At 61.3% G+C, this 24915-nt stretch carries 19 protein-coding genes; 13 read left to right on the forward strand and 6 right to left on the reverse strand.

What is annotated here, in order from left to right:
* The first annotated feature begins 105 nt into the window (after positions 1-105).
* Positions 106-762 (forward strand): GntR family transcriptional regulator, encoded by a 657-nt coding sequence (locus tag CAL18_RS05150; RefSeq protein ID WP_026640501.1) that lies wholly within the window; start codon positions 106-108, stop codon positions 760-762.
* Between the two features lie 100 nt (positions 763-862).
* Entirely contained in the window at positions 863-1420 is a 558-nt protein-coding gene (locus tag CAL18_RS05155) for a TIGR00645 family protein (protein WP_026640502.1), read from the forward strand.
* A gap of 24 nt (positions 1421-1444) precedes the next feature.
* Here CAL18_RS05155 and CAL18_RS05160 read toward each other — a convergent pair whose 3' ends face one another.
* Genes CAL18_RS05160 through CAL18_RS05170 form a run of 3 tightly spaced genes read right to left on the reverse strand, consistent with a single transcriptional unit; the run spans position 1445 to position 5014 of the window.
* On the reverse strand, positions 1445-2281 hold the full coding sequence (locus CAL18_RS05160; RefSeq protein ID WP_026640503.1) for an alpha/beta hydrolase: 837 nt from the start codon (positions 2279-2281) through the stop codon (positions 1445-1447).
* A 44-nt stretch (positions 2282-2325) separates the two neighbouring features.
* A complete protein-coding gene (locus CAL18_RS05165; protein WP_094817465.1) occupies positions 2326-3786 on the reverse strand; it encodes an NAD-dependent succinate-semialdehyde dehydrogenase in 1461 nt (486 codons plus the stop codon).
* A 40-nt stretch (positions 3787-3826) separates the two neighbouring features.
* On the reverse strand, positions 3827-5014 hold the full coding sequence (locus tag CAL18_RS05170; protein ID WP_094817444.1) for an iron-containing alcohol dehydrogenase: 1188 nt from the start codon (positions 5012-5014) through the stop codon (positions 3827-3829).
* Between the two features lie 146 nt (positions 5015-5160).
* Here CAL18_RS05170 and CAL18_RS05175 point away from each other — a divergent pair, with 146 nt between their 5' ends.
* The 5 genes from CAL18_RS05175 (at position 5161) to CAL18_RS05195 (ending at position 10030) form a co-directional block, all read left to right on the forward strand.
* Positions 5161-5847 (forward strand): GntR family transcriptional regulator, encoded by a 687-nt coding sequence (locus CAL18_RS05175; RefSeq protein ID WP_249278375.1) that lies wholly within the window; start codon positions 5161-5163, stop codon positions 5845-5847.
* Positions 5844-7463 carry a sugar ABC transporter ATP-binding protein gene (locus tag CAL18_RS05180; RefSeq protein WP_094817445.1) on the forward strand — a complete coding sequence of 540 codons (1620 nt, stop codon included), beginning with the start codon at positions 5844-5846 and terminating at the stop codon, positions 7461-7463. Before CAL18_RS05175 ends, CAL18_RS05180 begins: the two co-directional genes overlap by 4 nt.
* The gene (locus CAL18_RS05185) at positions 7402-8400 is read left to right on the forward strand and encodes an ABC transporter permease (RefSeq protein ID WP_094817446.1); all 999 of its coding nucleotides are present in this window, start codon (positions 7402-7404) and stop codon (positions 8398-8400) included. The genes CAL18_RS05180 and CAL18_RS05185 overlap by 62 nt, the downstream gene beginning before the upstream one ends.
* Before the next feature lie 25 nt (positions 8401-8425).
* On the forward strand, positions 8426-9379 hold the full coding sequence (locus CAL18_RS05190; protein WP_026640508.1) for a substrate-binding domain-containing protein: 954 nt from the start codon (positions 8426-8428) through the stop codon (positions 9377-9379).
* 66 nt (positions 9380-9445) lie between these two features.
* A complete protein-coding gene (locus CAL18_RS05195) occupies positions 9446-10030 on the forward strand; it encodes a DJ-1/PfpI family protein (protein ID WP_094817447.1) in 585 nt (194 codons plus the stop codon).
* 239 nt (positions 10031-10269) lie between these two features.
* Here CAL18_RS05195 and CAL18_RS19930 read toward each other — a convergent pair whose 3' ends face one another.
* A complete protein-coding gene (locus CAL18_RS19930) occupies positions 10270-13527 on the reverse strand; it encodes a sacsin N-terminal ATP-binding-like domain-containing protein (protein WP_283163496.1) in 3258 nt (1085 codons plus the stop codon).
* Between the two features lie 130 nt (positions 13528-13657).
* On the opposite strand from CAL18_RS19930, the gene mads1 reads away from it, so the two are divergent.
* The 5 genes from mads1 to CAL18_RS05225 are packed head-to-tail and all read left to right on the forward strand — an operon-like array spanning position 13658 to position 23219.
* A complete protein-coding gene (gene mads1, locus CAL18_RS05205; protein ID WP_094817448.1) occupies positions 13658-13870 on the forward strand; it encodes a methylation-associated defense system helix-turn-helix domain-containing protein MAD1 in 213 nt (70 codons plus the stop codon).
* Complete coding sequence (locus tag CAL18_RS05210) at positions 13867-16791, forward strand: ATP-dependent helicase (RefSeq protein ID WP_094817449.1); 2925 nt, start codon at positions 13867-13869, stop codon at positions 16789-16791. Before mads1 ends, CAL18_RS05210 begins: the two co-directional genes overlap by 4 nt.
* A complete protein-coding gene (locus tag CAL18_RS05215) occupies positions 16788-18731 on the forward strand; it encodes a site-specific DNA-methyltransferase (RefSeq protein WP_094817450.1) in 1944 nt (647 codons plus the stop codon). Before CAL18_RS05210 ends, CAL18_RS05215 begins: the two co-directional genes overlap by 4 nt.
* Positions 18721-21441 carry a TnsA endonuclease N-terminal domain-containing protein gene (locus CAL18_RS05220; protein ID WP_094817451.1) on the forward strand — a complete coding sequence of 907 codons (2721 nt, stop codon included), beginning with the start codon at positions 18721-18723 and terminating at the stop codon, positions 21439-21441. The genes CAL18_RS05215 and CAL18_RS05220 overlap by 11 nt, the downstream gene beginning before the upstream one ends.
* Positions 21442-21449: 8 nt before the next feature.
* Entirely contained in the window at positions 21450-23219 is a 1770-nt protein-coding gene (locus CAL18_RS05225) for an ATP-binding protein (protein WP_094817452.1), read from the forward strand.
* A gap of 112 nt (positions 23220-23331) precedes the next feature.
* Here CAL18_RS05225 and CAL18_RS05230 read toward each other — a convergent pair whose 3' ends face one another.
* Together CAL18_RS05230 and CAL18_RS05235 are read right to left on the reverse strand one after the other, a co-directional pair.
* On the reverse strand, positions 23332-23886 hold the full coding sequence (locus tag CAL18_RS05230; protein WP_094817453.1) for a lysis system i-spanin subunit Rz: 555 nt from the start codon (positions 23884-23886) through the stop codon (positions 23332-23334).
* A gap of 10 nt (positions 23887-23896) precedes the next feature.
* Complete coding sequence (locus CAL18_RS05235; RefSeq protein ID WP_094817454.1) at positions 23897-24343, reverse strand: D-Ala-D-Ala carboxypeptidase family metallohydrolase; 447 nt, start codon at positions 24341-24343, stop codon at positions 23897-23899.
* A gap of 458 nt (positions 24344-24801) precedes the next feature.
* Between CAL18_RS05235 and CAL18_RS20015 the strand changes: the two genes are divergently transcribed.
* On the forward strand, positions 24802-24915 hold a 114-nt coding region (locus CAL18_RS20015; RefSeq protein ID WP_141217744.1), incomplete at its 3' end, for a transposase.

Raw genomic sequence — 24915 nt, forward strand, 5'->3', positions numbered from 1 at the left:
TGCCGGTCGGGGCCGGCCGGCAGCGCGTGACACACTACCTTGTGGGGTTTGCTAAAGTACGGGTCCAGGAAGTTCGCACCACACGGAGGTAGCTGCATGGCCCGGATGGCGCCGCCCGCTAATCTTAGGGAATCGGTAATCGCACAGTTGCGCTCGCAGATCGTCACGGGCGCCGTGGCGCCGGGCAAGATCTATTCGGTTCCCAGCCTGGCCAGCGAGCTGGGCATCTCGACCACGCCGGTGCGCGAGGCACTGCTCGAGCTCAGCCGCGCCGGCCTGGTAGAACCTATGCGCAATCGCGGCTTCCGTGTCCAGGAAATCACCGAACAGGACCTGGAAAACCATTTTGACGTGCGCGTCATGCTCGAGTCAGGCGCCCTGGTTGCCCTGGCGCGCAAAGGCCTGACAGATACCGGGCCGCTGGTGGCATTGGCCGACGATGTCGCCCGGGCGGTGCGGGACGAAAACGTGGGCGAATACATCGAAACCGACCGACGTTTCCACGAGGCGCTGGTGGCGCGTGCCGGCAATCCGCTGTTGACGCGCATGATCATGGACTTGCGCGCCGACATGCGGCTGTATGGCATCAATTCGGCAGAAGGGCGCGAGCGCCAGCGCGCATCCGTCGACGAGCACTACCAGATGATCGAGCTGGCAGCGCAGCGCCGATGCGATGACATCGCCGAACTGATCACGCGTCACATACAGTCGTGGAAACCGCTGTTCGCCACCGCCTTGCAAAGGGGGCCGGCCGACCGCTGAGCAGGCCCGGATGGCCCCGGCGCCGCACCCGGCCCGCCGTGCCCCTGAAGCAGTTGCTAGAATGCGTGCCGGCTTTTTTTCCATACACCGGCTCGCAACCATGAATCAATCGTCTTCTCCCCGCCTGGGCATCCTGCCCGGGCTGATCTTCAGTTCCCGCTGGCTCCAGTTGCCTCTGTACCTGGGCCTCATCGTCGCGCAGGGCGTCTACGTATTCCTGTTCCTGAAAGAGCTCTGGCATCTCGTCACGCATACCCAGAGCTTTGGTGAACTGGACGTCATGCTCATCGTCCTGGGCCTGATCGATGTCGTCATGATCTCGAATCTGCTCGTCATGGTGATCGTGGGAGGCTACGAAACCTTTGTGTCGCGCCTGCGCCTGCAAGGGCATCCAGACCAGCCCGAATGGCTAAGCCACGTCAATGCCAGCGTGCTCAAGGTGAAGCTCGCCATGGCCATCATCGGCATTTCTTCCATCCACCTGCTGCGCACGTTCATCGAAGCCGGCAACATCGGCGCGCCCGGCGCCCGACTGACCGAATCCGGCGTCATGTGGCAGACCATCATCCACGTGGTGTTCATCCTGTCGGCAGTCGGCATTGCCTACGTAGACAAACTGATGGCCCGGCTGGGCGGCAACGGCCATGCTGCCCATTAACTAACGCGGGCGGGAGTAGGGCGTCTACCCGGCCACGAGTGCCGACAGGCGCCCGCCCAGGTGTCCGCCCGGGTCGGCGAGGTCCAGCACGATGTCCATATGGTTGCGTCGCGCGACAGGTACGAGTTCCGCGGGCTGGCCGGTTTCGCGCAGCTTCCGGTACAGGGCTTGGGCCTGTCTCGTGAACGGGGGCGTCTCGTCCGTGCCGTAAGCGATGACGCGCAAGGGGCCTTCATGCTGGACCGCATCCATCGGCGTCCAGGTGCGTGCTTCGGCGTGCGTCATCTGCGCTTCGTCTTTGAGGAAACTGTCAGGAATGCCGGACAGGTCATAAATGCCACTGACCAGCAGCATGCCACGCAACGAAGGAAGCCGCGTGCCCGCGCGTTCGCAGGCGCCCGTGGCGGCGAGATAAGAAACCAGATGTGCACCGGCCGAGTGTCCGCTGGCCGTCATCCTGTCTGGCGCGGCGCCGAATGCCTCGGCATGGTCCTGCAGCCAGCAGGCGGCGCGGCGCACCTGGTCCACGATCGCCGGCAGGCGGGCGCCGGGCATGAGGTCATATTCGACGAGGGCTGCAATTCCGCCTGCCGCTATAACTGGCGCGGCCACCAGTCGGTAGTTCACTTTTTCTCCGGAGCGCCAATAGCCCCCGTGGACCAATATGTGCAAGGGGGCGCCCGCTTGCGGGCTGCCGGGAAACACCAGATCCAGCGTTTCGCGCTTTCCCGTTCCGTAAGGAACATCGGGGCGCACGGTGCAACGCGAGCCTATCTCCCGACTGCGCTCGGCGAGCTCCGAGGCGATGTTGTCGAAGTCGGGCACGAAGTCCCGGATGCGATAGGCGTCGGTGCCTGTCATTCCTGTTCTCCGCAGTGTTCCGTAACCGATTGGGGCGCCGAAGGCTAGAAGTCTACGGCGTAATACTTGGGTTCGGTGAATTCCAGGATACCCGTGACACCGCCTTCGCGCCCAAGTCCACTCTGTTTTACTCCACCAAAAGGGGCGGCGGGGTCGGACACCAGGCCGCGGTTGATGCCCAGCATGCCGGTTTCCAGGCGTTTCCCCAGCTGCATCGCGCGCGGAATATCGCGCGTGTACAGGTAGGCCGCCAGTCCGTATTCGGTGTTATTGGCCATGGCCACCATCTCGTCTTCCGTGTCGAACCGGTAAACGGGCGCCACAGGGCCAAAGATCTCTTCCTGTGAAATGGCGGCGGCGGCGGGCACGTTGACCAGCACGGTTGGTGGATAAAAGAAGCCGGGGCCCTGCAGCGGGGCCCCTCCGGTGGTGGCCTGCGCGCCATGGCGCACCGCCGACGACACCAGGCGGTCTATCTTCTGGACGGCCGCGGGCGTGATCATGGGGCCGCATTGGGTTCGCGGATCATAGCCGGCGCCGACCCGCAAGCGCGCCATGCGGGCGGTCAACCCTTCGACGAACGCATCGTGGATGCCGGCCTGCACATAGAAGCGGTTGGCCGCTGTGCAGGCTTCGCCGGCATTGCGCATTTTGGCCACCATTGCGCCGTCCAACGCCGCGTCAAGATCCGCATCGTCCATGATGATGAACGGCGCGTTGCCGCCCAGCTCCATCGAGCAGCTGATCACGTGCCTGCCTGCTTCTGCCAGCAACAGTCGCCCCACCGAGGTCGAGCCCGTAAACGACAGCTTGCGCACCCGGGCGTCCGCCAGCATGGCGTTGGTGAGCTCGCCCGGCGATTGAGTGGTCAGGACATTGACGACCCCCGGCGGCACCCCGGCCTCTTCGCCCAGCCGCGCCATTGCGCAGGCAGTCAGGGGGGTCTCCAGCGCGGGTTTTAGTACCACGGTACAGCCCGCCGCCAGGGCCGGAGCAATCTTGCGGGCGGCCATGGCTGCCGGAAAATTCCAGGGTGTGATGAGCACGGCTATGCCGATGGGCTCGTGGTCGACCAATATGGTGTGTGATCCGGAAGGTGTGCGGCGATACTCGCCCTGGATGCGCGACGCTTCTTCCGAATACCAGCGGAAGAATTCGGCCGCGTAGGCCACTTCGCCACGCGCATCGGCCAGGGTCTTGCCATTTTCCAGCGAAATCAGCGTAGCAAGGGCGTCGGCATGTTCGGTCATCAGCTGGAACCAGCGGCGAAGGATCTCCGCGCGGTGGCGCGCTGGCGTGGCGCGCCAGCCCGGGGCTGCCCCCGCTGCCGCATCGACAGCCGCCGTGGCATCTGCGATGCCGGCGTCCGCGATCTCTGTCAGCGTATCCCCAGTGGACGGATTTACCACCGGAACGCCGCGGCGTGGCAACCACTGCCCGTCGATGTACAGGCCTTGGGAATGCAGCAGGGGGTCGGCGTAGCCGGTCAGTTCGGGCAAAGGCATGATGCGCGGATCTCCAGACGGTAAGTGCATGATCAAAAGGTCATCGCGTGCCGGCATAGGCGACGTTGATCAGGCTGCGCATGTCTTCCGGCGGCAGGGCACGGGGGTTGTTCTGGACCAGTCGCGCAATGCTGCAACTCTGTTGCGCTACCCAGTCGATGTCGTGTTCCGCCAGCCCAAGGTCGCGCAGCGTGGGCGGAATGCCGATGCGTTCAAAGAGCCCGGCAATGGCCGGAATGACAGCGTGCTCATCCGGCAAACCCAGGGTCTGGGCGATCTGGCGCAACTCAGTTTGGATGGCGGGCGTATTCCATGCCATGACGTATGGCATCAGGCAGGCCACCCCTGCGCCGTGGGCTGTGTGAGTCAGCGCGCCGACGGGGTACTGTATGGCATGCGCGGCTGCAGTGCCGGCGGCGCCGAACGCCAGCCCTGCCAGGGTTGCGCCCATCATGACCTTGGCGCGCGCCTGGCGGTCCGATCCGTCGCGGTACGCCGCTTCCAACCCTTCCCAAAGCAGCGCCATCGCGCGCAATGCAAAGTGGTCGGACAAGGCGTTCTTGCCCACGAATACCCGCTCTTGCGCCATGCCGGGCGTGGCCTCGCGCGTGATCGCCGTAAATGCCTCGATGGCGTGCGTCATGGCGTCCGCGCCGGAGATCGCTGTCAACCCGGGCGGGCAGCTTAGCGTGAGCTCAGGATCGCAAAGCGCGACGGTGGGCACCAGATAGGGGCTGGAAATACCCACCTTGAGGCTGCGTTCGGTATCGGACAGCACCGCGACCGGCGTCACTTCGGAGCCGGTGCCCGCGGTGGTGGGAAGGGCGATGACGGGCCGTATAGGGCCCGGCACCAGATGTTCGCCGTAGTAATCCTGCGGCGCACCGCCATGGGTGAGCAGAGTGGCCACGCATTTCGCCATGTCCAGGCACGATCCGCCTCCCACGCCGATCACCACCTCGGGCGCAAAATCGCGTGCCGCAGCGGCGCTGGCCTGGGCCGACTCCACGGGGACATCGGGCAGGGTGCTGCTATCGACTCGTACCGCCAGACCTTCCTGTTCGAGCTGCGCGACCATACCGTGCAGATCGTTATCGGCGGCGAGCCGCGCGTCGGTGATAAGTAATGCCTTACGCCCCAATTTGCGGGCGATGCGCCCAAGCGCGTGCCGCTGGCCGTAGCCGAATATCAGCTCGCGGGGCGCCCGGACGGTGCCGTGCAGATTCATGGATAGCTCCTCGGGTGGCAATACGTCGCGCCGCGATACTTCTGGCGCTGAATAATCGTATATAGGATCGTATAGGATATTTTATTTGACATCAAATATCCTATCTGCAAAAATGCGTTCGCATAGCGCGGTATCAGGAGACAAACGTGGGATATGCAGCAGAACGACTGAACAAGCCGGCCGGCTTGCGGCCTGCCAGCATGGTTGACAATGTGTACGAGCACATCTACCACAAGCTTATGGCGCTGGAGATCGCTCCCGGCGCACGCATTCCCATCGATGTCCTGGCGCGCGAAATGGGGGTGTCACAGACCCCGGTGCGCGAAGCGCTGAACCGGCTCGAACGCGAAGGCCTGGTGCGCAAGGAACACCTCATTGGCTATAGCGCCGCCCCGCAATGGACGCGCAAGCAGTTCGAGGATCTCTACGCCTTCCGCCTGTTGCTCGAACCCCACGCTGCCAGGCTCGCCGCCCAGAACATGACGCCCCAGGCATTGGAGTCGCTGGAACGGTCGGCCGCCGATATGGGCCATGGCGAGCCGCCGGTCGACCGCAACACGCGGTATTCGAGGTTTGCCCGGGCCGACGCGAACTTTCACGACGAAATCATGCAGATCGCCGGCAACGAGGTGATCCGTGCGACCTTGTTCAACCTGCATGTGCACCTGCACATTTTCCGTCTGATGTTCCATACACGCGTGACGCAGGAAGCCCTGCAGGAGCACGAGACGCTGCTTTCCGCCTTCCGGGCCAACGACCCCGACGCGGCGCATTCGGCGATGTACGAGCACATACTCCGTTCGCGCGACAGGCTTCTTTCGGCTTTCGAATGAACGCGCACGCGCCCCCGCCTTTCGTCGCGGCCGGCACCGTACCGGGCGACCCCGCCTTGCGGGCCGACAGCCTGGGCAAGGTTTACGGTGCCATCACGGTGCTTGCGGACATCTCGCTCGAACTAAAGGCCGGCGAAGTGCACGCCGTAATCGGCGAGAACGGCGCCGGCAAGTCCACGCTGATGAAGCTGCTGTCGGGCCACGCCGCGCCAACCACGGGCCAGCTATTCATGGATGGCAAGGCCGTGGCGTTTCCCGACGCCGTCGCGGCCGAGCAGGCGGGGATCGTGCTGATCCACCAGGAGATCCTCCTGGCGCCAGACCTGACGGTGGCGCAGAACCTGTTCCTCGGGCGCGAGGTCGTGCGTGGACTGTCTGTCGACGACCGCCATATGAACCAGCGCGCCGCGCAACTGCTTGCCAGGGTGGGATCCGCTGCGCGGCCGCGCGACAGGGTGGGACAGCTGCCGCTGGCACAGCGGCAGCTGGTACAGATCGCCCGCGCCCTGCTGGACGAACGCAAGCTTGTCATTTTCGATGAGCCTACGGCGGTCCTGGCGCACGACGAAGTTTCCGCTCTCTTGGACATCGTCCGCGGCCTGCGCCACCAGGGCGTCGCGGTGCTGTATATCTCGCATCGCCTGGACGAGGTGCAGGCGGTGGCGGACACCGTTACTGTCCTGCGTGACGGCCGCCTGGTGGGCACCTGGCCCGCAGCAGGAATGGGCCAGCGCCAGATGGCGGAACTTATGGTGGGGCGTTCGCTGGATATGCTTTATCCGCCTCGCCGACAGGTGCCCGGCGCGCCGCCCATTCTCTCGGTCACCGGCTTGGAGGTCGATGGAGGACTGCGCGCCGCGTCCTTTTGCGTTCGGCCTGGCGAGGTGCTCGGCCTGGCCGGCATGGTAGGGGCCGGACGCACCGAGCTGATGGAAGGCTTGATGGGCTTGCGGCCTTCGCGCGCACAAAGGGTGGAACTCAATGGTCGCGAAGTCCCGCTGCGGTCGGTTTCCACGATGATGGACGCCGGGCTCGTCTACCTGACCGAAGACCGCAAGGGCAAAGGCCTGCTGCTGAACGAAAGGCTGGGCCCCAACCTGACCTTGCACGCGCTGGATCGCGTCAATCCGTCTTTCATCATCGACCGGCAGGCCGAGACCTCCACCCTGCGCAAGGCGGTCTCCGATTTCGATATCCGGGTCCGCGCCCTGACGCTCGAGGCGGGAAAGCTCTCGGGCGGCAACCAGCAGAAGCTGCTGCTGGCAAAGGTGATGCTGGCAAATCCGTCTGTGGTCATCATCGATGAGCCCACTCGTGGCGTGGACATCGGCAACAAGAGCCAGATATACGAAATCATCGATGCGTTGGTCAGCGCGGGCAAGGCCTGCATTGTCATCTCGTCGGAAATGCAAGAACTGGTTGGCCTGTCGGACCGGGTCCTGGTGATGCGCGCGGGGCGCATCGTCGCCGAGTTCGCGGGCGATGACATCAACGAAGAGAACATTGTGTATGCCGCCACGACCGGTGGCATGGGAACACAAGGGGAGACATCACATGGCCACTGCGACCGCCACGATCGCCGCCAACGAAGGCGGCAGCCGCATCCGCTGGGCTGACCTGGCGCCATTCATCGCGCTGGCCGTCATCCTGATACTGGGTGCACTGATCAACCCAAATTTCATTTCGCCCGCGAACCTGGCCAACGTCGTCACCCGCAGCGCTTTCATCGCGATCATTGCCGTGGGCGCAACCTTCGTGATTTCTTCGGGCGGGCTCGACCTGTCGGTCGGTTCGATGATGGCGTTCGTGACCGGCATCATGATCATGACCATGAACGCCCTGGAACCGGCATTCGGCAATTGGGCCATTCCGCTGGGGGCGTGCATGGCCATCGTCGTGGGATTGCTCTGCGGCCTGTTCAACGGGCTGATCGTGACGGTGGGGCGCATCGAGCCATTTATCGTGACGCTTGGAACGATGGGAATTTTCCGCGCGCTGATCACCTTCATGACCAATGGCGGCTCGCTGCCTATCGACCGCAGCCTGCGCGAGGCCTACCGGCCCGTTTACTTCGGCAATTTTCTGGGAGTGCCATACCCGGTGCTGATCACACTGGTTGTGGTAATTGCGGGCGCGTTCCTGCTCTACCGGACCAAGTACGGGCGCCACTTGACATCGGTAGGCTCCAACGCCGAAGTGGCGCGTTTCTCCGGGGTCAACGTCAACCGCGTGCGCACAATGGCGTTTGCGCTGCAGGGCCTGTGCGTTGCGGTGGCCGCGATCTGTTATGTGCCCAGGTTGGGAGCCGCGACGCCCACTACAGGCCAGCTCTGGGAACTGCAGGTCATCACGGCCGTCGTCATCGGCGGAACACTGCTCAGGGGTGGAAAAGGCCGCATCTGGGGTACGGTAGCCGGCGCCGTCATCCTTGAAGTCATTGCCAATGTCATGGTCCTGTCCGACCTGGTGTCCGAATATCTTATTGCCGCGGTGCAGGGGGCGATCATCATCATTGCCATGCTGGCCCATCGATTTACCAACAGCCGCTCATAAGGCGTAGTCCATAACGGAGGAAGACATGAAAGCAATCAAGGCACTGTCGGCCGCGACACTTGCGGCGGGCCTGGCGATGGGTAGCGCGCCGGCGCACGCCAAAGACGTCACGATCGCCGTTTCCATACCCGCAGCCACCCACGGCTGGACCGGTGGCGTGGTGTACCACGCCGAACAGGCCGCCAAGGAAATCGAGAAAGCGTTCCCCCACATCGACGTGGTCGTGTCCACGGCACAATCTGCGACGGCACAAGTGTCCGCACTCGAAGACCTGTCGGCCACCCGTAAGCTCGACGCGCTCGTGATTCTTCCGTTCACGTCCGAAGAGTTGACGGGGCCGGTGTCGCAGTTGAAGGCCAAGGGCACCTTCATTTCGGTAGTGGACCGCGGGCTTACCGATCCGTCGGTACAGGATCTCTATGTGGCTGGCGACAACATCGCCGTCGGGGCGAATACCGCTCGCTGGCTTGCCGAGCAGTTGGGCGGCAAGGGACAGATCGTCGTGCTGCGTGGCATCCCCACCGTGATCGACGACGAGCGCATCAAGGGTTTTTCGGACGTCATCGCCAAGACCGATATCAAGATCCTCGACATCCAGTATGCCAACTGGAACCAGGACGAGGCGTTTCGGCTGATGCAGGACTATCTGTCTAAGTATCCCAAGATCGATGCCGTCTGGGCCAACGACGACGACATGCTGCTGGGCGTCATCGAGGCGGTCGATCAGGCGCGCCGCACCGACATCAAGTACGCGCTGGGCGGTAACGGCATGAAGCAGGTCATCGAAATGGTCAAGGCCGGGGACAAGCGCACCCCCATTTCCACGCCGTATCCGCCCTCAATGATCAAGTCGGCGATGTACATGACGGCAAGCCAATTTGCGGGGCAGGCGCCCATGCGTGGTTCGTTCCTGCTGGATGCGCCGCTGATCACGAGCCAGAACGCCGACCAGTTTTATTTCCCGAAATCGCCGTTCTGATCTGCAACCTGCGTTCTGCTGCGGCGGGACGCAGCTTTCGAACCATCACCCATCAGGAGACAAGCTATGGGCAAGAAGATTCTTATGCTCACCGGTGAATTCACCGAAGAATATGAGATCTACGTGTTCCAGCAGGGCATGCAGGCGGTCGGGCACGTCGTGCATGTCGTCTGCCCGGACAAAAAAGCCGGCGATCGCATCAAGACCTCGTTGCACGACTTCGAGGGTGACCAGACCTATACGGAAAAACTGGGTCACTACGCCGACATCAACAAAACATTTTCGGAGGTCAATGTCGAGGAGTACGACGCGATCTACGCGGCGGGCGGCCGCGGCCCGGAATACATCCGCACCGATCCACGCGTGCAGGCAATGGTGCGCCACTTCCATGAAAGCGGCAAACCGATTTTCACGATCTGCCATGGGGTGCAGATCCTGATGGCGGTGCCGGGTGTCCTGAAAGGCCGCAAGGTGGCCGGCCTGGGCGCGTGCGAACCCGAGGTCACCGCCGTGGGCGGCACCTTCATCGACGTCAAACCTGATGAAGCATACGTAGATGGCAACATGGTGTCGGCCAAGGGCTGGACAGGTCTGGCCGCGTTCATGCGCGAATGCCTGAAGGTCCTGGGCACGCGGATCTCGCACGACTGAGGGCAGCTTCCGCTGCGCGCGCCGACGGCATCACCGCTCGGCATCACTCGCCTGAGCACGCGGATCGCAGGCCGTGATAAAAAAAATAGCCAGCACCCCAGGGAGCTGGCTATCTATGACATCAAACTGCGGGAATTCTGGTGGTGGAACACGGAACCGAACCCACGTTCCATACCCGAGCCAGATCGTAACGCCTTGGCCTTGAGGGCGTGGATTCGACGATTTGGCCGATTGGTACCTCAACGGGGCGGATCAGTTCGTGCTATCTCGCTCCAGCCGTGGTCGAACGTGAACGTCCGGGCGTGGCCGACGGGGTTCTGAATTCTGAGCACGCGGGCTTGTACCGGATCGGTTGCTCGCTCGACCACGTACAGCCAGTACGCTTCGCCCTTCTCGCGGGCGCAGTCGAACTGCGTGTGTGACAGTCCTACGGGACGATCTTGCAAGGTGCCCGTCATCGACTTTACTTCGACCCATCGAATCTGCCTGCCACTACTGTCGGCCTCGACGAGGTCAAAGCCTGGGTTGCCTTCCGGAGTGCGGCTTAGTCCTGGCTCAAGGCGAATGATCAAGTCGATGGCTCGCTCCTCGATCTGCATTCGTGCCGCCTGATCGAGGCCATCGGGGTCGGGGCCGTCATCATCGGGGTGAGTACCGACGTAGGAAATGAACGGTCGCCCCCCGGTGTGACCGGGAGTCCTCTTTCCTTGCCCGCCGCCTTTGCCACTGCCCTTGTCTCCGGGCGTGCCGTGGCCACCCCCATTGCCCTGGCTACCACCGCGCGAGGGCCCCGTACCAGTGCGCCCTTGGCCACCACCTCCTGCGCCCGTGTCCACACCATCGCCGCCGTCTGGATCAGGAGTGCCGGGCGGGATATCCGGCATGTCATCGCCGTACAGATCTTTCGCGCCGTCGTACACGTCGCCATCGGACGGCTTGCCGGTCTCCTGTTCGGGCGCTGCCGATGGCCCAGTCTGCGGCGCTGGGCTTGTGCTCAGTCGGGACGTCAGCTCGGCGACGATGGTTGGGTCTCTTCGTAGCAGATCGAGAATAGCCGGGTCGATGCCTGCCTCCTTGGCAAGCTGGTCGATGATCGGTGGTTTGAAGGTGATCTTGGTCTGCAGGAACGGGTTTGGCTTCCAGCCGAGGGTGTCGAACACGACTAGCCCAGGCGGTACAAGCTCGCCGTCGGCATTCGGCACCCAGGCGACCTGATTGAGCGTCCGGACGAAGGCGGCATCGAATCGAGCGGTTTTTGTCTCGTGGAAGTAGCCCCACTTGTAGGAGCCGTAGAAAGCAGCAGTGTTGCGCGTCTCCAGATCGGCCAAGGCCTCCCACAACACCTTGGCCCGGGCGGCGGCATCTTTGGGCGGTAGTTTTGGCAAGAACTCCAGCAGCGCTGTCAGTCCGCGAAGGGTGAAGTCCTCTGGCGGATTCTCCCAACTCGCACGTTCAAGTCCTGCTTCTCTGCGAATCTGAGCTTTCTCGGAATGCCCAAGTCCCGAGGGCGCTGCTTCGGGAATAAGGAATCGGCTGGCACCACACGACACCAGCAGATCACGAATCTCTTCACCGCGCAGGCAGTCGTACTCATTGTCGACGATCAAGATGCCGGGCACGCCTGCGAAGAGCTGCTGTAGGCGGTCGGTGGCGATGTAGGTCTCGCCAGGCTTGGCGACATACGTATTGCCGTCGCCGGTGTCAACCACCATCACAAAGGTGGCATCGCGCAAGGCTGACCGGAGCTTTTCCCTCTGCGCGGTGGAATCGGTACTGAAGGCGGTGCGGATGCGTTCGATGTCAGCCGCATAGACATCGTCGTCCACGTCGACCTCTGGCTGCTGGTACTTCGGCAGCAGGTTCCAGATGACGTCATCCACCGGATCGGGTTCGGTGATACCCAGTGAGATCAGGAACCGGTGCGCCTCGTCCGTCGAACATACTGCACGGCGCACGGTGGGGAAGCTGGTGACGATGGCGCTGGGCAGAAAGGCCCTGATCGTCCCGTTTTCGCGAGCGACAACGTGCGAGCCGTTCTCCAAGCGGACGAGCGGGATGGTGTCGAGCTGAACACGCACGGCCCTTCCTTGGCTACCCAGGAACTCGTACAGACGTGATATCCACTCGTCAGGTTGCGCTTCCAGGAACGCCCTATTAAGGAGGGGGATGATCCTCTCTGGCCTGATCTCGTCGATATCGAGCTCGCGCATCAGATACTTTCGGATCTCAGGCGTCTTAACCTCGGTGATGTCGTCAGACAGCCATGCGGCAACTTCCGATCCGAACAGCGCTGCAAGCTGCTCCGGGCTGAACAGCTCGCGCAGCTCTTGCGTGCGCGCCAGCTTGGCCTGGTAGGCGGCGACGTACTTGCCGTCGAACGCTGGAAGTAGCTCCTCCTCCTGAAAGGCCTGCCTCACGACCTCGAACATAGGCGCGAACCGCGAATTCTTCGGGAATTTTTCCCGGTCAAGCGGCAGGCAGCGCAGCGCAGCGACATCCAGCATTGCGCTGTCCCGCATCCAGCGCATCGCTTCCACCAGCAGGCTGGATGTCTCATTGACCAGATGCTGGTTCCAAGGGTCGCCTGGCGGAACGTTGTCGCGGCTTGGCGTGGTGCGATACGGCCCTTGAACGAGAAAGCCGAGGTGGCTCTCAACCACCGTGGGGAAGAAGACCACCAGCGGCGACTTGGCCAGCGGCTGCACAGCCCAGCGACCTGGGGCGTCCTTGACTGCGACCAGGGAGAAGGCAATTTCCACCCGTCCGACCTTTCTTCCCTCGGCGGAGAACACGTCGCGGTGGAACACCAGCCAGTTCTGATCGACCTCGGGTTGCCCACTCTCTTGGCCGATCACCGTGATGCGATGGACATTGGGCCCGAGCGTTTCTGGGGTGTTGCGCAGATAGAACCCGGACGCGCCACCCTCGACGCTCCAGTTGATTTCGTCTATGTGGCGCAGGAAGAGCAGCGCGCCCGGCCCCAAGTGGCGAAACCCCGCCGTGATGTCCGACCCCGCGCTCGCGTCTTCCGGTTTCAGGGGAAGAATGATCTGGGTCTCGTCAGGCGCTCGCGCCGAAGGCGGCAACCGCTTCGGGAAGACGTAGTTCTCGATGGCGAAGTCCTCGTCGCCCGAGTGAATCTCCGGAAGATCGGTGACGGTGTAGACAGACTTGAAGCCGAGGCCGAATCGCCCAATGGACGACTCGTTCTTGGTGCTCTCGGCGATGTCGCAGACGCTTCGGACGTCCGCTTCGTCGAACGGCTTGCCGAAATGCGAGAGCGTCAGGCGATCCGGGTTCAGGGTGAACGCAACCTTGCGTGATCCGCGCCACTCGCCACGTCGACCGAGCGCGTCCTCGGCGTTTTGCAGCAGTTCGAAGATGAAGTGCGTGCGGTCGTCATACAGCCCAGCGGCCAACTTCCCGGACTTCTGGGCACCCTTGGTGCCGTAGCTTTCTCGGTTTTCTTCGCAAATCGCTTCGTAGTTAGATGCCACAGCTCCCCCTGAATGCGGCCTCACGACATCTTCTTGGATGCCATGTTTGCCCAAGTTTGTCCATTCATGCCATCTTATGACAAGATACAGCATTAGACCAACCCAGTAGCAGAGGCCCAAAGGTGACCAGATGAGCGACCAGCCGGACGAGATCCTCACGATTGATGAGGTTGCCGCTTACCTGAAGGCAGGCAAGCGCACGGTCTATCGCCTCGCGGCGAGCGGCAAGCTCCCGGCGTTCAAGCTGGGCGGAACGTGGCGCTTCCGGCGCGGCGACTTGGACAAGTGGATCGCGAGCAGTATCGGCAAGGCGATGGTGGACGATGACGAGGGGGCGGAATGACAAGCAGCGCCGTCGCCCTTCAATCCAAGGCCAACCCCCAGCAGCTCGAAGCCATCCTCGCCACCGACGGCCCGGTGCTTATCATCGCGGGCCCAGGCTCCGGCAAGACCTTCACGCTGGTCGAGCGCATTGTCTATCTCATCACGCAGAAAGGCGTCACCCCCGAGTCGCTGCTGGTTGTCACCTTCACCGACAAGGCCGCGCGCGAGTTGACGACTCGCATTTCTAATCGTCTGGCCGAGCTGGGCATTCAGTTCAACCTGAACGAGATGTACCTCGGCACGTTCCACTCCATCTGCCTGCGGCTGCTGGAGGAGTTCCGCGAATTTACTCGGCTCAAGCGCAGCTTTACGCTGTTCGACCAGTTCGACCAGCAGTACTTCCTCTACCAGCACATCAAGGATTTTCGCGAGCTGCCCGACGCCCAGCTCGTAATGGGCGACGACCAGACGGGCCGCTGGGCGCAGTCGGAAAACCTGCTCAAGTGGGTCAGCAAGGTCGGCGAAGAGGCGCTCGACGCCACCACGCTGGCGGCGGCCCCAGAGCCGGGAATCCGCGCCCTGGCCACCTGCTTTGCCAAGTACCAGGAGCTTCTGCACGAGCACAACTCACTGGACTTCTCCGGCATCCAGTACGAGGCGCTGCAACTGCTGGAAAAGCGCCCCGAAGTTCTGGGGCAACTGCGTGAAAAGCTCACCTACCTGATGGTGGACGAGTACCAGGACACCAACACCATTCAGGAGCGCATCCTGCTGCTGCTGGCGGGCGAGAACAAGAATCTGTGCGTGGTTGGCGACGACGACCAGGGCCTGTACCGCTTTCGCGGCGCAACCATCCGCAACATCCTGGAGTTCCCGTCGCTGTTCGATGAGGGGCAGTGCAAACAGGTCAAGTTGACGGTCAACTACCGTTCGCACCCAGACATCATCCGCTTCTACAACGAGTGGATGAAGGAACAAGTCTGGGACGACGGCACTCGCGTGTTCCGTTTCGCCAAGCAGATCGTGCCGCGTGAGGACGACTTTCCCGACGTGCCCACGGCGGTGCGACTGGCTGCCAGCGACGACAAAGGCGAGACCACCAACTGGCACGCCGAGGTGCTGGCCTTCCTCAATGGGTTGAAGGCATCCGGTCAGCTCGCGGACTGGAACCAGGTATCCTTCCTCTTCCGCTCCGTCAAGAATGACAAGGTGGTGGCGCTCGCGCGCTTCCTCGAATCGCAGGGTGTGCCCGTGTTCTCCCCCCGCTCGAACATGTTTTTCGAGCGCGAGGAAATCCGCCTGATGATCGGCGCGCTGATTTTCCTGTTCCCGCAGTTCCCCAAGGTGCGGGCGTGGGCCGACGGCGTGCATCTGGACATCTGGGACTACTACGACCACCTTTGCTTCAAGCCCTTCACGGACGAGCTGCGCAAGCCGGAAAACAGGCCGCTGCTGGATTGGGCGCGCCCGCTGGCCAAGCGCCACGCCGTGCTCACGCAGAACACCGACTACGCCTTCTCCGGCCTGTTCTACCAACTGCTGCAGTTCCCGCTGTTCTCGCGCTTTCTTACCGAAGAGGCGACGCAGGGCGTGGACAAGGGCCGCGCGGCGCGCAACTTGGCCACCTTCTCCAAGCTGCTCACCAAGTTCGAGTACCTGCATTTCGTCAGCGTGCTGAACCCGGACTTCCTGGAAAAGAACCTCCGTGACCTGTTCAACCAGTTCCTGCGCTTCCTGCAGGAGGGCGGCATCGGTGAGTACGAGGATGAGGCCGAGTACGCGCCCAAGGGCTGCGTCTCGTTCCTGACCATCCACCAGTCCAAAGGGCTGGAGTTCCCGGTGGTGGTGTGCGGCTCGCTGGAGGCGGTGCCGCGCAAGCAGCACACCGCGCTCGACGAGCTGCTGGAAGATGGCGGGTACTTGTCGAAACCCCGCTTCGAGCCGCTGGAGCACATCAAGCACTTCGATTTCCGGCGGCTGTTCTATACCGCCTTCTCCCGTGCCCAGAACCTGCTGGTGCTGGCCGCGCAGGAGCGCAATGGCCGTGGCCTGGGAAAGTCGCCATCGAAGTATTTCGAGCGCTTGTTCTACGAGCTGCCCAGCTGGCGTGACATCGATCTGTCGGCGCTGACCTTCGAGGCCGTCAAGCAGATCAACCTCAAGCGCGAGTACTCGTTCACCTCGCACATCACCGTGTTCGAGAACTGCGCCGAGCAGTACCGCTTCTTCAAAGAGCTGGAGTTCGCGCCCATCCGTGAGAGCCCGATGCTCTTCGGTACTTTGGTGCACCAGACCATCGAGGACATTCACAAGACCGTGCTGCGCGGCGAGGAAGGCACTATCACCCTGGACGGCATCAAGGGCTGGTTCGCGGCCAACTACGCGATGCTGTCGAAGAAGGAGCGCGTCTACCTTGCGCCCTCCTCGCAACAGGCGGCGCTGCTGCACGTACTTCGCTACTACGAGCGCGAGAACGGCCATTGGGATCGCATCAAGGCGGCCGAGGTCGAGATCGCCCTCATCAAGCAGCAGTACATCTTGAAGGGCAGCGTCGACCTGATCCGGGGCGAGCACGACACGGTCGAGATCATCGACTTCAAGTCGGAGAAGAAGCCCGACATGGAGAAGGATCGGGATCGCCTGCGCCAGTACCAGCACCAGCTAGAGGTGTACGCCCATCTGGTCGAGGAACGCACCGGCCAGAAGGTCAGTCGGATGCATCTGTACTACACCGGCGAAGACGGCGGCAACCCTTACGTGTCGTTCACCAAGGACGACCGCGCCATCGGCAAAACCATCGCGCGCTTCGACGACATCGTCGCGCGCATCGAGCGGCAGGACTACGCCATCACCGCACGCCCGGCCAAGCTGTGCCAGAGCTGCGACATGCGCGCCTACTGCGACAACAAGAATTGGAAATTCAGGAACAAAGACAAATGAGCAAGAAAACACCTGCGCAGGAAAGCCTGCAACTGGCCACGCCCGATGGCGGCACCACGAACGTCGAGAAGTACGAGTTCGAGCCGATCAAGGGTTACCCGATGCTCAACTGGCGTGGCAAGCGCCCGTTCACCTCGACTCAGTATTACCCGGCGCAGTTGAAGGAAGTCCACGGTGAGGAGGTGGATGGCTGGCGCAACAAGATTTTCTGGGGCGACAACCTGCAGGTGATGAGCCACCTGCTGAAGGAGTTTCGAGGCAGGTTTGACCTTATCTACATCGACCCGCCGTTTGATTCCAAGGCGGACTATAAAAAATCGGTAACTCTGAAGGGAAACACTGCTGCTACTGACCGTGCCTCATTCGAGGAAAAGCAGTACACCGATATTTGGAACAACGATGAGTATCTTCAGTTTATGTTTGAGCGAATCCTGCTGTTGCGGGAATTGCTATCTCCAACTGGAAGTATCTACCTGCACTGCGATTACCGTAAATCACATCATCTCAAGCTGATAATGGACGAGGTTTTTGGGCCAGAAAACTTCATTAACGAAGTTATTTGGTTGCGCACAAATGCCCACAATATGAAAAGCAAGGGTTATGGACGATCTAACGATCACATCCTGTTTTTCACAAAAAACAAGGAATTTACTTTCAACGAACAATACCTTCCTTACGGGGACGCTCAGTTAAGGCGTTATAAGGAAGATGAAAATGGCCGTCTCTTTACCGGCCGAGACCTTACATTCTCCGGCGCAAACCCAGCTAAACAATTTACCTGGCGCGGGACTACGCCGCCTCCCAACAGGTCGTGGGGGTTGCCCAAGGAGGAATTAGAGAGGCTCTGGGACGAGGGGCGCATCCTAACCAAGCAGGATGGGACGCCAAGGCTGGATGGCTATAAAGTGTTCCTAGATGAAACAAACGGGACTCCTTTGTCCTGCAACTGGGCTGATATTGCACGCATTGGCAATACGTCAGGTGAGCGACTGGACTACCCGACTCAGAAACCAGAAGAGCTGCTTGAGCGTGTAATTAAGGTATCAAGCAACCCAGGCGATTTGGTATTCGATTGCTTCATGGGCTCAGGTACTACCCAAGCCGTTGCCATGAAACTCGGCCGTCGCTTCATCGGCGCGGATATCAACCTCGGAGCCATTCAGACATCCACCAAACGGCTGATCAAGGTGGCCGAGGAGCTGCGCCAGAAGTCGCTTGACCCGGACACCAAGTACTACACCGGCTTCGAGGTCTACAACGTCAACCACTACGACATCTTCCGCAACCCGGTGCAAGCCAAGGAGCTGCTGCTGGAGGCGCTGGAGGTGCAGAAGCTGGAGTTCAGCACCGTATTCGATGGCGAGAAGGACGGGCGCATGGTCAAAATCATGCCTGTCAACCGCATTGCTACGCGGGCGGATCTGAACGAGTTGATTGCGGGCTTTGACTACAAGGCCTGGGAGCGCAAGCAGAACGAGAGCCCGAACCGGCCCGTCGAGAAGATCACCCTCGTCTGCATGGGCCACGAGCCAGACCTGGCGGCGCAACTGGAACTGGCCGCCAAGCCTTTCAAGATCGACGTGGAGGTGGTGGACATCCTGCGCGACAAGGCCAATCTGGAGTTCAAGCGCGACTCCGAGGCCAAGGTCGTGGTGAAGAACGGCGAGCTGCTCATCGAGCGCTTCTACCCCATGAACCTGCTGCAAAAGCTCTCCCTGCAGAAGGAGTCGGTCGAGGACTGGAAAGAGCTGGTCGAGTCGGTACTGATCGACTGGAACTACGACGGCGCGGTGCTGCAACCGGCGGTAGTGGATATCCCCGGCAAAAACGAGCTGGTCAAGGGCGTCTACAAGGTGCCGGAGGATGCAGGCACCATCCGCGTGAAGATCACCGACCTGCTGTCGGAGTCTTGGGAAGGGAGCGTGGCCCATGGCGACTAAGCCCACCACCAAGCGCGCAACCGCCGCTGCCAAGGCCAGCTCGTCCGGCGCTTCGCTGGACTTCGCCTTCTTCCGCTTCCTGTGGCAGTTCCACCAGGACAACCGGGGAGCGATCCGCTCGCACTACAAGGAGCTGACGCGCAAATTCCTCGACTTCAACAACCCGGAGAAGAATCCCAAGGCCTTCCTGCGCCAGCCGCAGTTCGAGGCGCTGGAAACCTACGTCTTTCTCAAGGAGTTCCTCGACAACGCCAAGGTCGAGGAGATCTTCAAGGCGTGGTACGAGCGCAGCGGCAAGTTCGAGGGCCGCAAGTTCGGCTCCTTCCTCGGCACCGCCGGTCAGGAGATGTTCCAGTTCGGCGAAACGGACGAGCTGGAACTGGATTCGTACAAGCGGCTGTTCGAGAAGATGCGCAAGAACTCGCGCGCCTACCCGAACTACATCTTCGCGCTGACGATGGGGACGGGCAAAACCATCCTCATGGCCACCTGCATCTTCTACGAGTTCCTGCTGGGCAACAAGTTCGAGAAGGATTCACGCTACTGCCACAACGCGCTGGTGTTCGCCCCGGACAAGACCGTGCTGCAGTCGCTGAAGGAGATCGAGTCGTTCGACCTGACCCGCGTGGTGCCGCCGGAGTACGTCAACTTCCTCACCACCCACCTGCGCTTCCACTACCTCGAGGAGGCGGGCACCTCACTCGACACGCTGGATCGCTCGCGCTTCAACATCATCGTCTCGAACACGCAGAAGATCATCCTCAAGCGCCAGCACAAGGAAAAGACCTCCGTCGACAAGCTGTTCGGCGCGACCGGCGAAACCCTAGCCGCCACCGGTGTCTATGCCGAAGCCGCCGACCTCTACAACTTCGACCAGCCGGAAGAGGAAGGCGAGCTGACCACCAACCAGCGCTTCGAGAAACTGCGTCGCTTGGAGCAGCTGGGTATCTACGTGGACGAGGCGCACCACGCCTTCGGCAAGGCGCTGGCCAAGGACATGGGCCTGGGCACCAAGGAAACCGACACCAGCCTGCGCACCACCATCGACATCCTCGCCGCCAGCCTGAACGCGGCGGGCACCCGGGTGGTGGCCTGCTACAACTACACCGGCACGCCCTACGTGGGGCGCGAGGTGTTGCCGGAGGTGGTCTACGCCTACGGCCTCAAGGAGGCCATCGACAAGGGTTTCCTCAAGAAGGTGACCCTGCACGGCTACGCCAACACCCGCACCGACGAGTTTGTCGACATCGCCATCGAGACCTTCCTCAAGGAAACCGAAGGACTGCGGCCGGAAGGGCTGACACCGAAGCTGGCGCTCTTCGCCGCCACCATCGACGAGCTGACCGGCGAACTGCGCCCAGCGGTGGAGCGTGCGCTCCTCAAGCACGGCATCCCCACCTCGCGCATCCTGGTCAACGTGGGCGACGACAAGCTCACCACCAACGACGACATCCGCGAGTTCAACCGCCTGGACACCGAAGGATCGGAAAAGCAGTTCATCCTGTTGGTCAACAAGGGCCGAGAAGGCTGGAACTGCCGCTCCCTGTTCGGTGTAGGACTGTTCCGCGAGCCCAAGTCCAAGGTGTTTGTCTTGCAGGCCACGATGCGCTGCCTACGCGCCATCGGCCAGGCCCAGCACACCGGCCACGTCTTCCTCTCAGACGCCAACCTCAACACCCTGAACGACGAGCTGCAGCAGAACTTCCGCATCAGCGCCGACGAGCTGCAAAAGACTGGCAAGGACAAGGTGCGCGTAGAAGTGCGTGTGGTGGAGCCGCCGGTCAAGATCAAGCTGGTTCGTGTGCGTAAGCAGTACCAGATGCGCGAGAAGCAACTGGTGACTGGGCACGCTTTGATGCCGGAGCGAGCCGACAAGCAGAAGTGGGGCGAGCTGGTCGAGAAGTACCGCCTGATCGAAACGCAGCAGGACGGCCTGACCGCCACCGACGCGGCGCACGCTTCTGCAAGTCGCACCTTCGATCTGACGGCGCGCCGGGAAAAGCGGGTGTTCTCGCGGCTATCGCTGGTGGCCGAGGTGTCACGCTATCTCAATCGCAGCCCTTTGGAGATCGAGGATCTACTCGACGCGACCAAGGAAGGTGCCGACGAGCTCGTGGCCATCACCAACGAGTTCAACGAGCTGCTCTACGACGAGATCATCCCGCGCCTGTTCCGCCAGCTCTACGACCTTGACGAGTTGCAGCAGACCGAGGAGCACGAGGTCGAGCTGATCAAGATGCCCCCGAACGGCTACTACGAGGTGTCGGCGGCGAAGGACAAGATCGTTCGGATGCACGACCCGCAGATCAAGGACGAAGAGCGCGCCAAGAGCTTCCACCTCGACACCTACTGCTTCGACTCGGGCTCGGAGAACTGGTTGTTCTGGGATCTGCTGCGCGAGCAGCGGGTGAAGAAGATCTACTTCACCGGGATGCTGACCCACGGCCAGTCCGACTTCTTCATCCAGTACATCGACCCCGATTCGCGCACCGTGCGCAGCTACTACCCCGACTTCATCTTCCAGCGTGAAGAGCCGGATGGCAGCCTGAAGTACGTGATCGTCGAGGTGAAGGCCGACAACCAGATCGAGGATGCCGTGGTGCAGGCCAAGAAGGACTTCGCCCAGCAAATTGCGGTGGCCAGCGGGATGGAATACCGCATTCTCAAGTCGTCGGATGCGGACAACCGCCGTTTCAGGATGCTGCTATAGGAGCCCCCATGAGCGCTGCCAAGCTTCGATTCCAAGTCGATTCCCGTCTCGCCACGCTGCTGAGCCAGGAGTACACATCAACCGAGCGTGCGCTGAAGGAACTCGTGGACAACGCTTGGGATGCCGATGCGGATCAGGTGAGCATCCAACTACCGAAACCCTTGAGCGGCGAACCCATTGTCATCCGCGACGATGGAACCGGGATGACAGAAGAAGAACTGCGGCGGCACTACCTCACCATAGCCAAAGATCGGCGTTCGGCGCGAGGCGACCGCACCGCTGGGAAGAATCGCCAGGTAAAAGGACGCAAGGGCATCGGCAAGTTCGCCGGATTCATGGCTGCTTCGGTGATGACCTTGGAGACGCGCACGCGGGGGAAACTATGCCGTATCGCCCTGCGGCTGGACGCCATAAGCAACGTGGAGGATATAGAACATCTCGACATAGCTCTTCACAGCGAAGACTGTGATCCAAACGACCACGGCACGGTCATCACGTTGAGCGAATTACATCAGGGATTGATTTACCCCGACGCTAACCGCCTGCGTCAACTGCTCTTGCAGGACTATGGGAGGCATGATGACTTCGCAGTCATCGTGGATGAGAAACGGCTCGATGTTGATGACGTGCAAGGGAGCTACTCGGAACACCAGACGACGCTACCGGACGTCGGCGACGTCAAACTGCGTCTGTCGATCTTCGACGGCAAGGCAGGCTTGCGCCAGCCAGGGGTCACGCTTCGCGTTGGTGGAAAGGCGGTCGGCTCGCCCAGCTTCTTCGGTCTGGAGGGGCACGAGTATTTTCCGCCGAAGCTGTTGAAGAAGATGTACGGCGAAGTGGATGCGGACGGGCTGCTCGACCACGTCACCGCCGGATGGGATTCACTGGTAGAGAACAGCGAAAAGCTGAAGGCCGTGGAAGCTTTCGTTCAGCCGATCCTCATTTCGGCGGCGAAAGAAAAGTACGGGATGGAACTCCAGCTCGCGCAAGCGCGGATGCAGAAGACCATTCAGCAACGCTTGGCAAGACTGCCAGAACACAAGCGGACTTTCGCCGACAAGTCGATCAAAAAAATTCTGGAACGTTATTACGACGAACCGCCGAGCAAGATTGAACCCATCGTCGGCGTGTTGCTGGATGCATTGGAGCGATCCGACTACCGCATCCTGCTGGAACACATAGCCGATGCATCGCAGGGTGAAGTGGCGACCATTGCGGATCGCTTAAGCGACTTCGGGTTGGCTGAGATGGCGTTTCTTGTCGCGCAAGCAGCTGCGCGACAGACATTTCTCGACCAACTGGAGGAATTGGCGCGCGATTCCGCTACGACCGAAGCGGCGATGCACAAATCACTGGAATTGAGTCTGTGGGTGTTCGGGCCAGAGTATTCACTCTTCAGCTCCAACATCACGTTGAAGAGGCAGATTGAAGATGTACTCAACACGACGTACAAGGGGAAAAATGCCGACAAACGTCCGGATTTGCTGCTGAACCAGGATCTCAATGGTGAGTATCTGCTGATCGAGTTCAAGCGCCCCGACCACAGTTTGAATTACGATGACTACAAACAAGCCATCGAGTACCGGCACGACTTCGCCAAGCACATCACCTCGCCGATACGCGTGCTTTTGATCGGGGGGCGTCTGTCGTCTGACTTTCCACGAAAAGAAAATCGCGAGCCGAATGTCGACGCTCGAATCTTCAGTCAAGTGATTGCCTCTGCTCGACGTCAGGTTGAATGGTTGCTGCGCGTCGACCACAGTCAGGTTACTCCGTAGTCGTTTGCACACCCCTGACCCACGCCTGCAGCGCCCTCAATTGCTCGGCGTTCTCGTGGCAGGTCTGGTAGTTGTCGGCAATGGTTCCGGCGACGGCAGAGAGTGAAATGCGCTACGGACTTGCCAGATTTGTTTCGGCTGTGGTTTGTTTGACCCACCCCTGCAACGCCGTTAGTTTCCATGCACACTGATCGGCCTCACCTCCGACCCCGACAATGCGTCCAGCAACCTCTGGGTGAAGTTCTGCTCGGAAGGCTCCATCATCCAGGCTGGCGGTGTCGGCTTGGCCGGGCACGTCACCGGCACCAATTTTGTCGCTGGCGGAACAGACGGCACTGACTGGCACCCGGATACGGCCAGCGGCAACATCAGCACGAAGGCGAGCGTTTTCGTTCTGAGCACGGCGTAGCTCCTGATAATGGGTGGCTTCGAGGCTGGCGAGGACTGCCGCCTGTTCCTGCTGTAGCTTTTGTTGGGCGACAAGCTGTCGGGCCGCCTCCTCGTTGATTCGATTCAGGGTCTCTTGCAGTGTGGCGACTTCCAGAGCATGGCGATGGCTCTGATCAGCCATCACGGCCTTGTAGCGCCAGGACTGGATTTGCCAGGCGGCGGCCGAGGCAAGGGCAGTGCAGGTGGCGGCAGCGATGATGAGGGATTTCCAGTTCATCACTGTGCTCTCATCTCGTCACTGGCTGCAGACCAGGCAGGTAACGCGTGCCGTCGTAGGTGAGCAGCTGCGTGCGGGGCACACTGTGCGAGAGCCCCAGATGTACCCACGAACCCTTCTCGTGGATCAACTGGTCGAACTGGATTCCGCTGCTGGCAATCGCCTTGCAGACCATTAAGGGAGATCCGAAATCGGGGCAGGTGAAGTCTGCAGCAAGGCCCAGCCGATGGGCCGACGATGTCGATCCACCCACTGCCTTGTTGACAGCCTCGGACCGAAACCCGCTGCTGATCAGAATCGGTCGGCTGCCCAGAACGTGGCGCACATCCTCCAGCACTGCGGCCAAGCGCATCAGGTTGGCGAGCTCATGCACCGTGGGCGAATTGTCCAGGCCCAGTCGCTGTGCGGTGGCGCTTCGCGTCAGTTCCGTGAGCGTGAAATGCTTACTGAGTCTCATCGTTGCGCTCCTTGTTTTCTGACTGTGGTGGCATGCGCACCTGGCCGGGGTCACCGCGCACGGCGTTGCGTGATCGGGCGATAACGTTAATCACGGTGCTGAAAAGGCCGTCCAGTGTCAGACCCTGGTTGGATTCCATCCATCGAGCACCCAGGCCGAGTAGCCACCAGATCGGCAGACCGGACGCGATCTGAATGGGTGCGGTGAAGTACAGTGCGGTGAAGCCGATGCCATCGCCTTGTGCGAGTGTGTGAGCGGACGCCAGCAGGCTCGGCCAGAAGCTGTGGATAGCGGCAACGACCAGCGGCCCGAAGATGACTGACGAGATCGCTGCACCCAGAAATCGCCAGACGGCTTCACGGACCGTGCGCGGACGAATCAGAATAAAACCGAGGACTGGCCTTGCCCTATCTCGCCGGACACATCAGATGGCATGATGATGCCTGGAGAGAAGGACGATGACACGCAGCAGAAGAACATTCACTGATGAATTCAAGCGCGAAGCGGTTCGCCTGGTTGGGCTGCCGGGGAACACCGTTTCGCAGGTGGCCCGAGATCTGGGTTTGGAACCC

It is taken from the genome of Bordetella genomosp. 7, assembly GCF_002261415.1.
Classification (GTDB): domain Bacteria; phylum Pseudomonadota; class Gammaproteobacteria; order Burkholderiales; family Burkholderiaceae_B; genus Bordetella_A.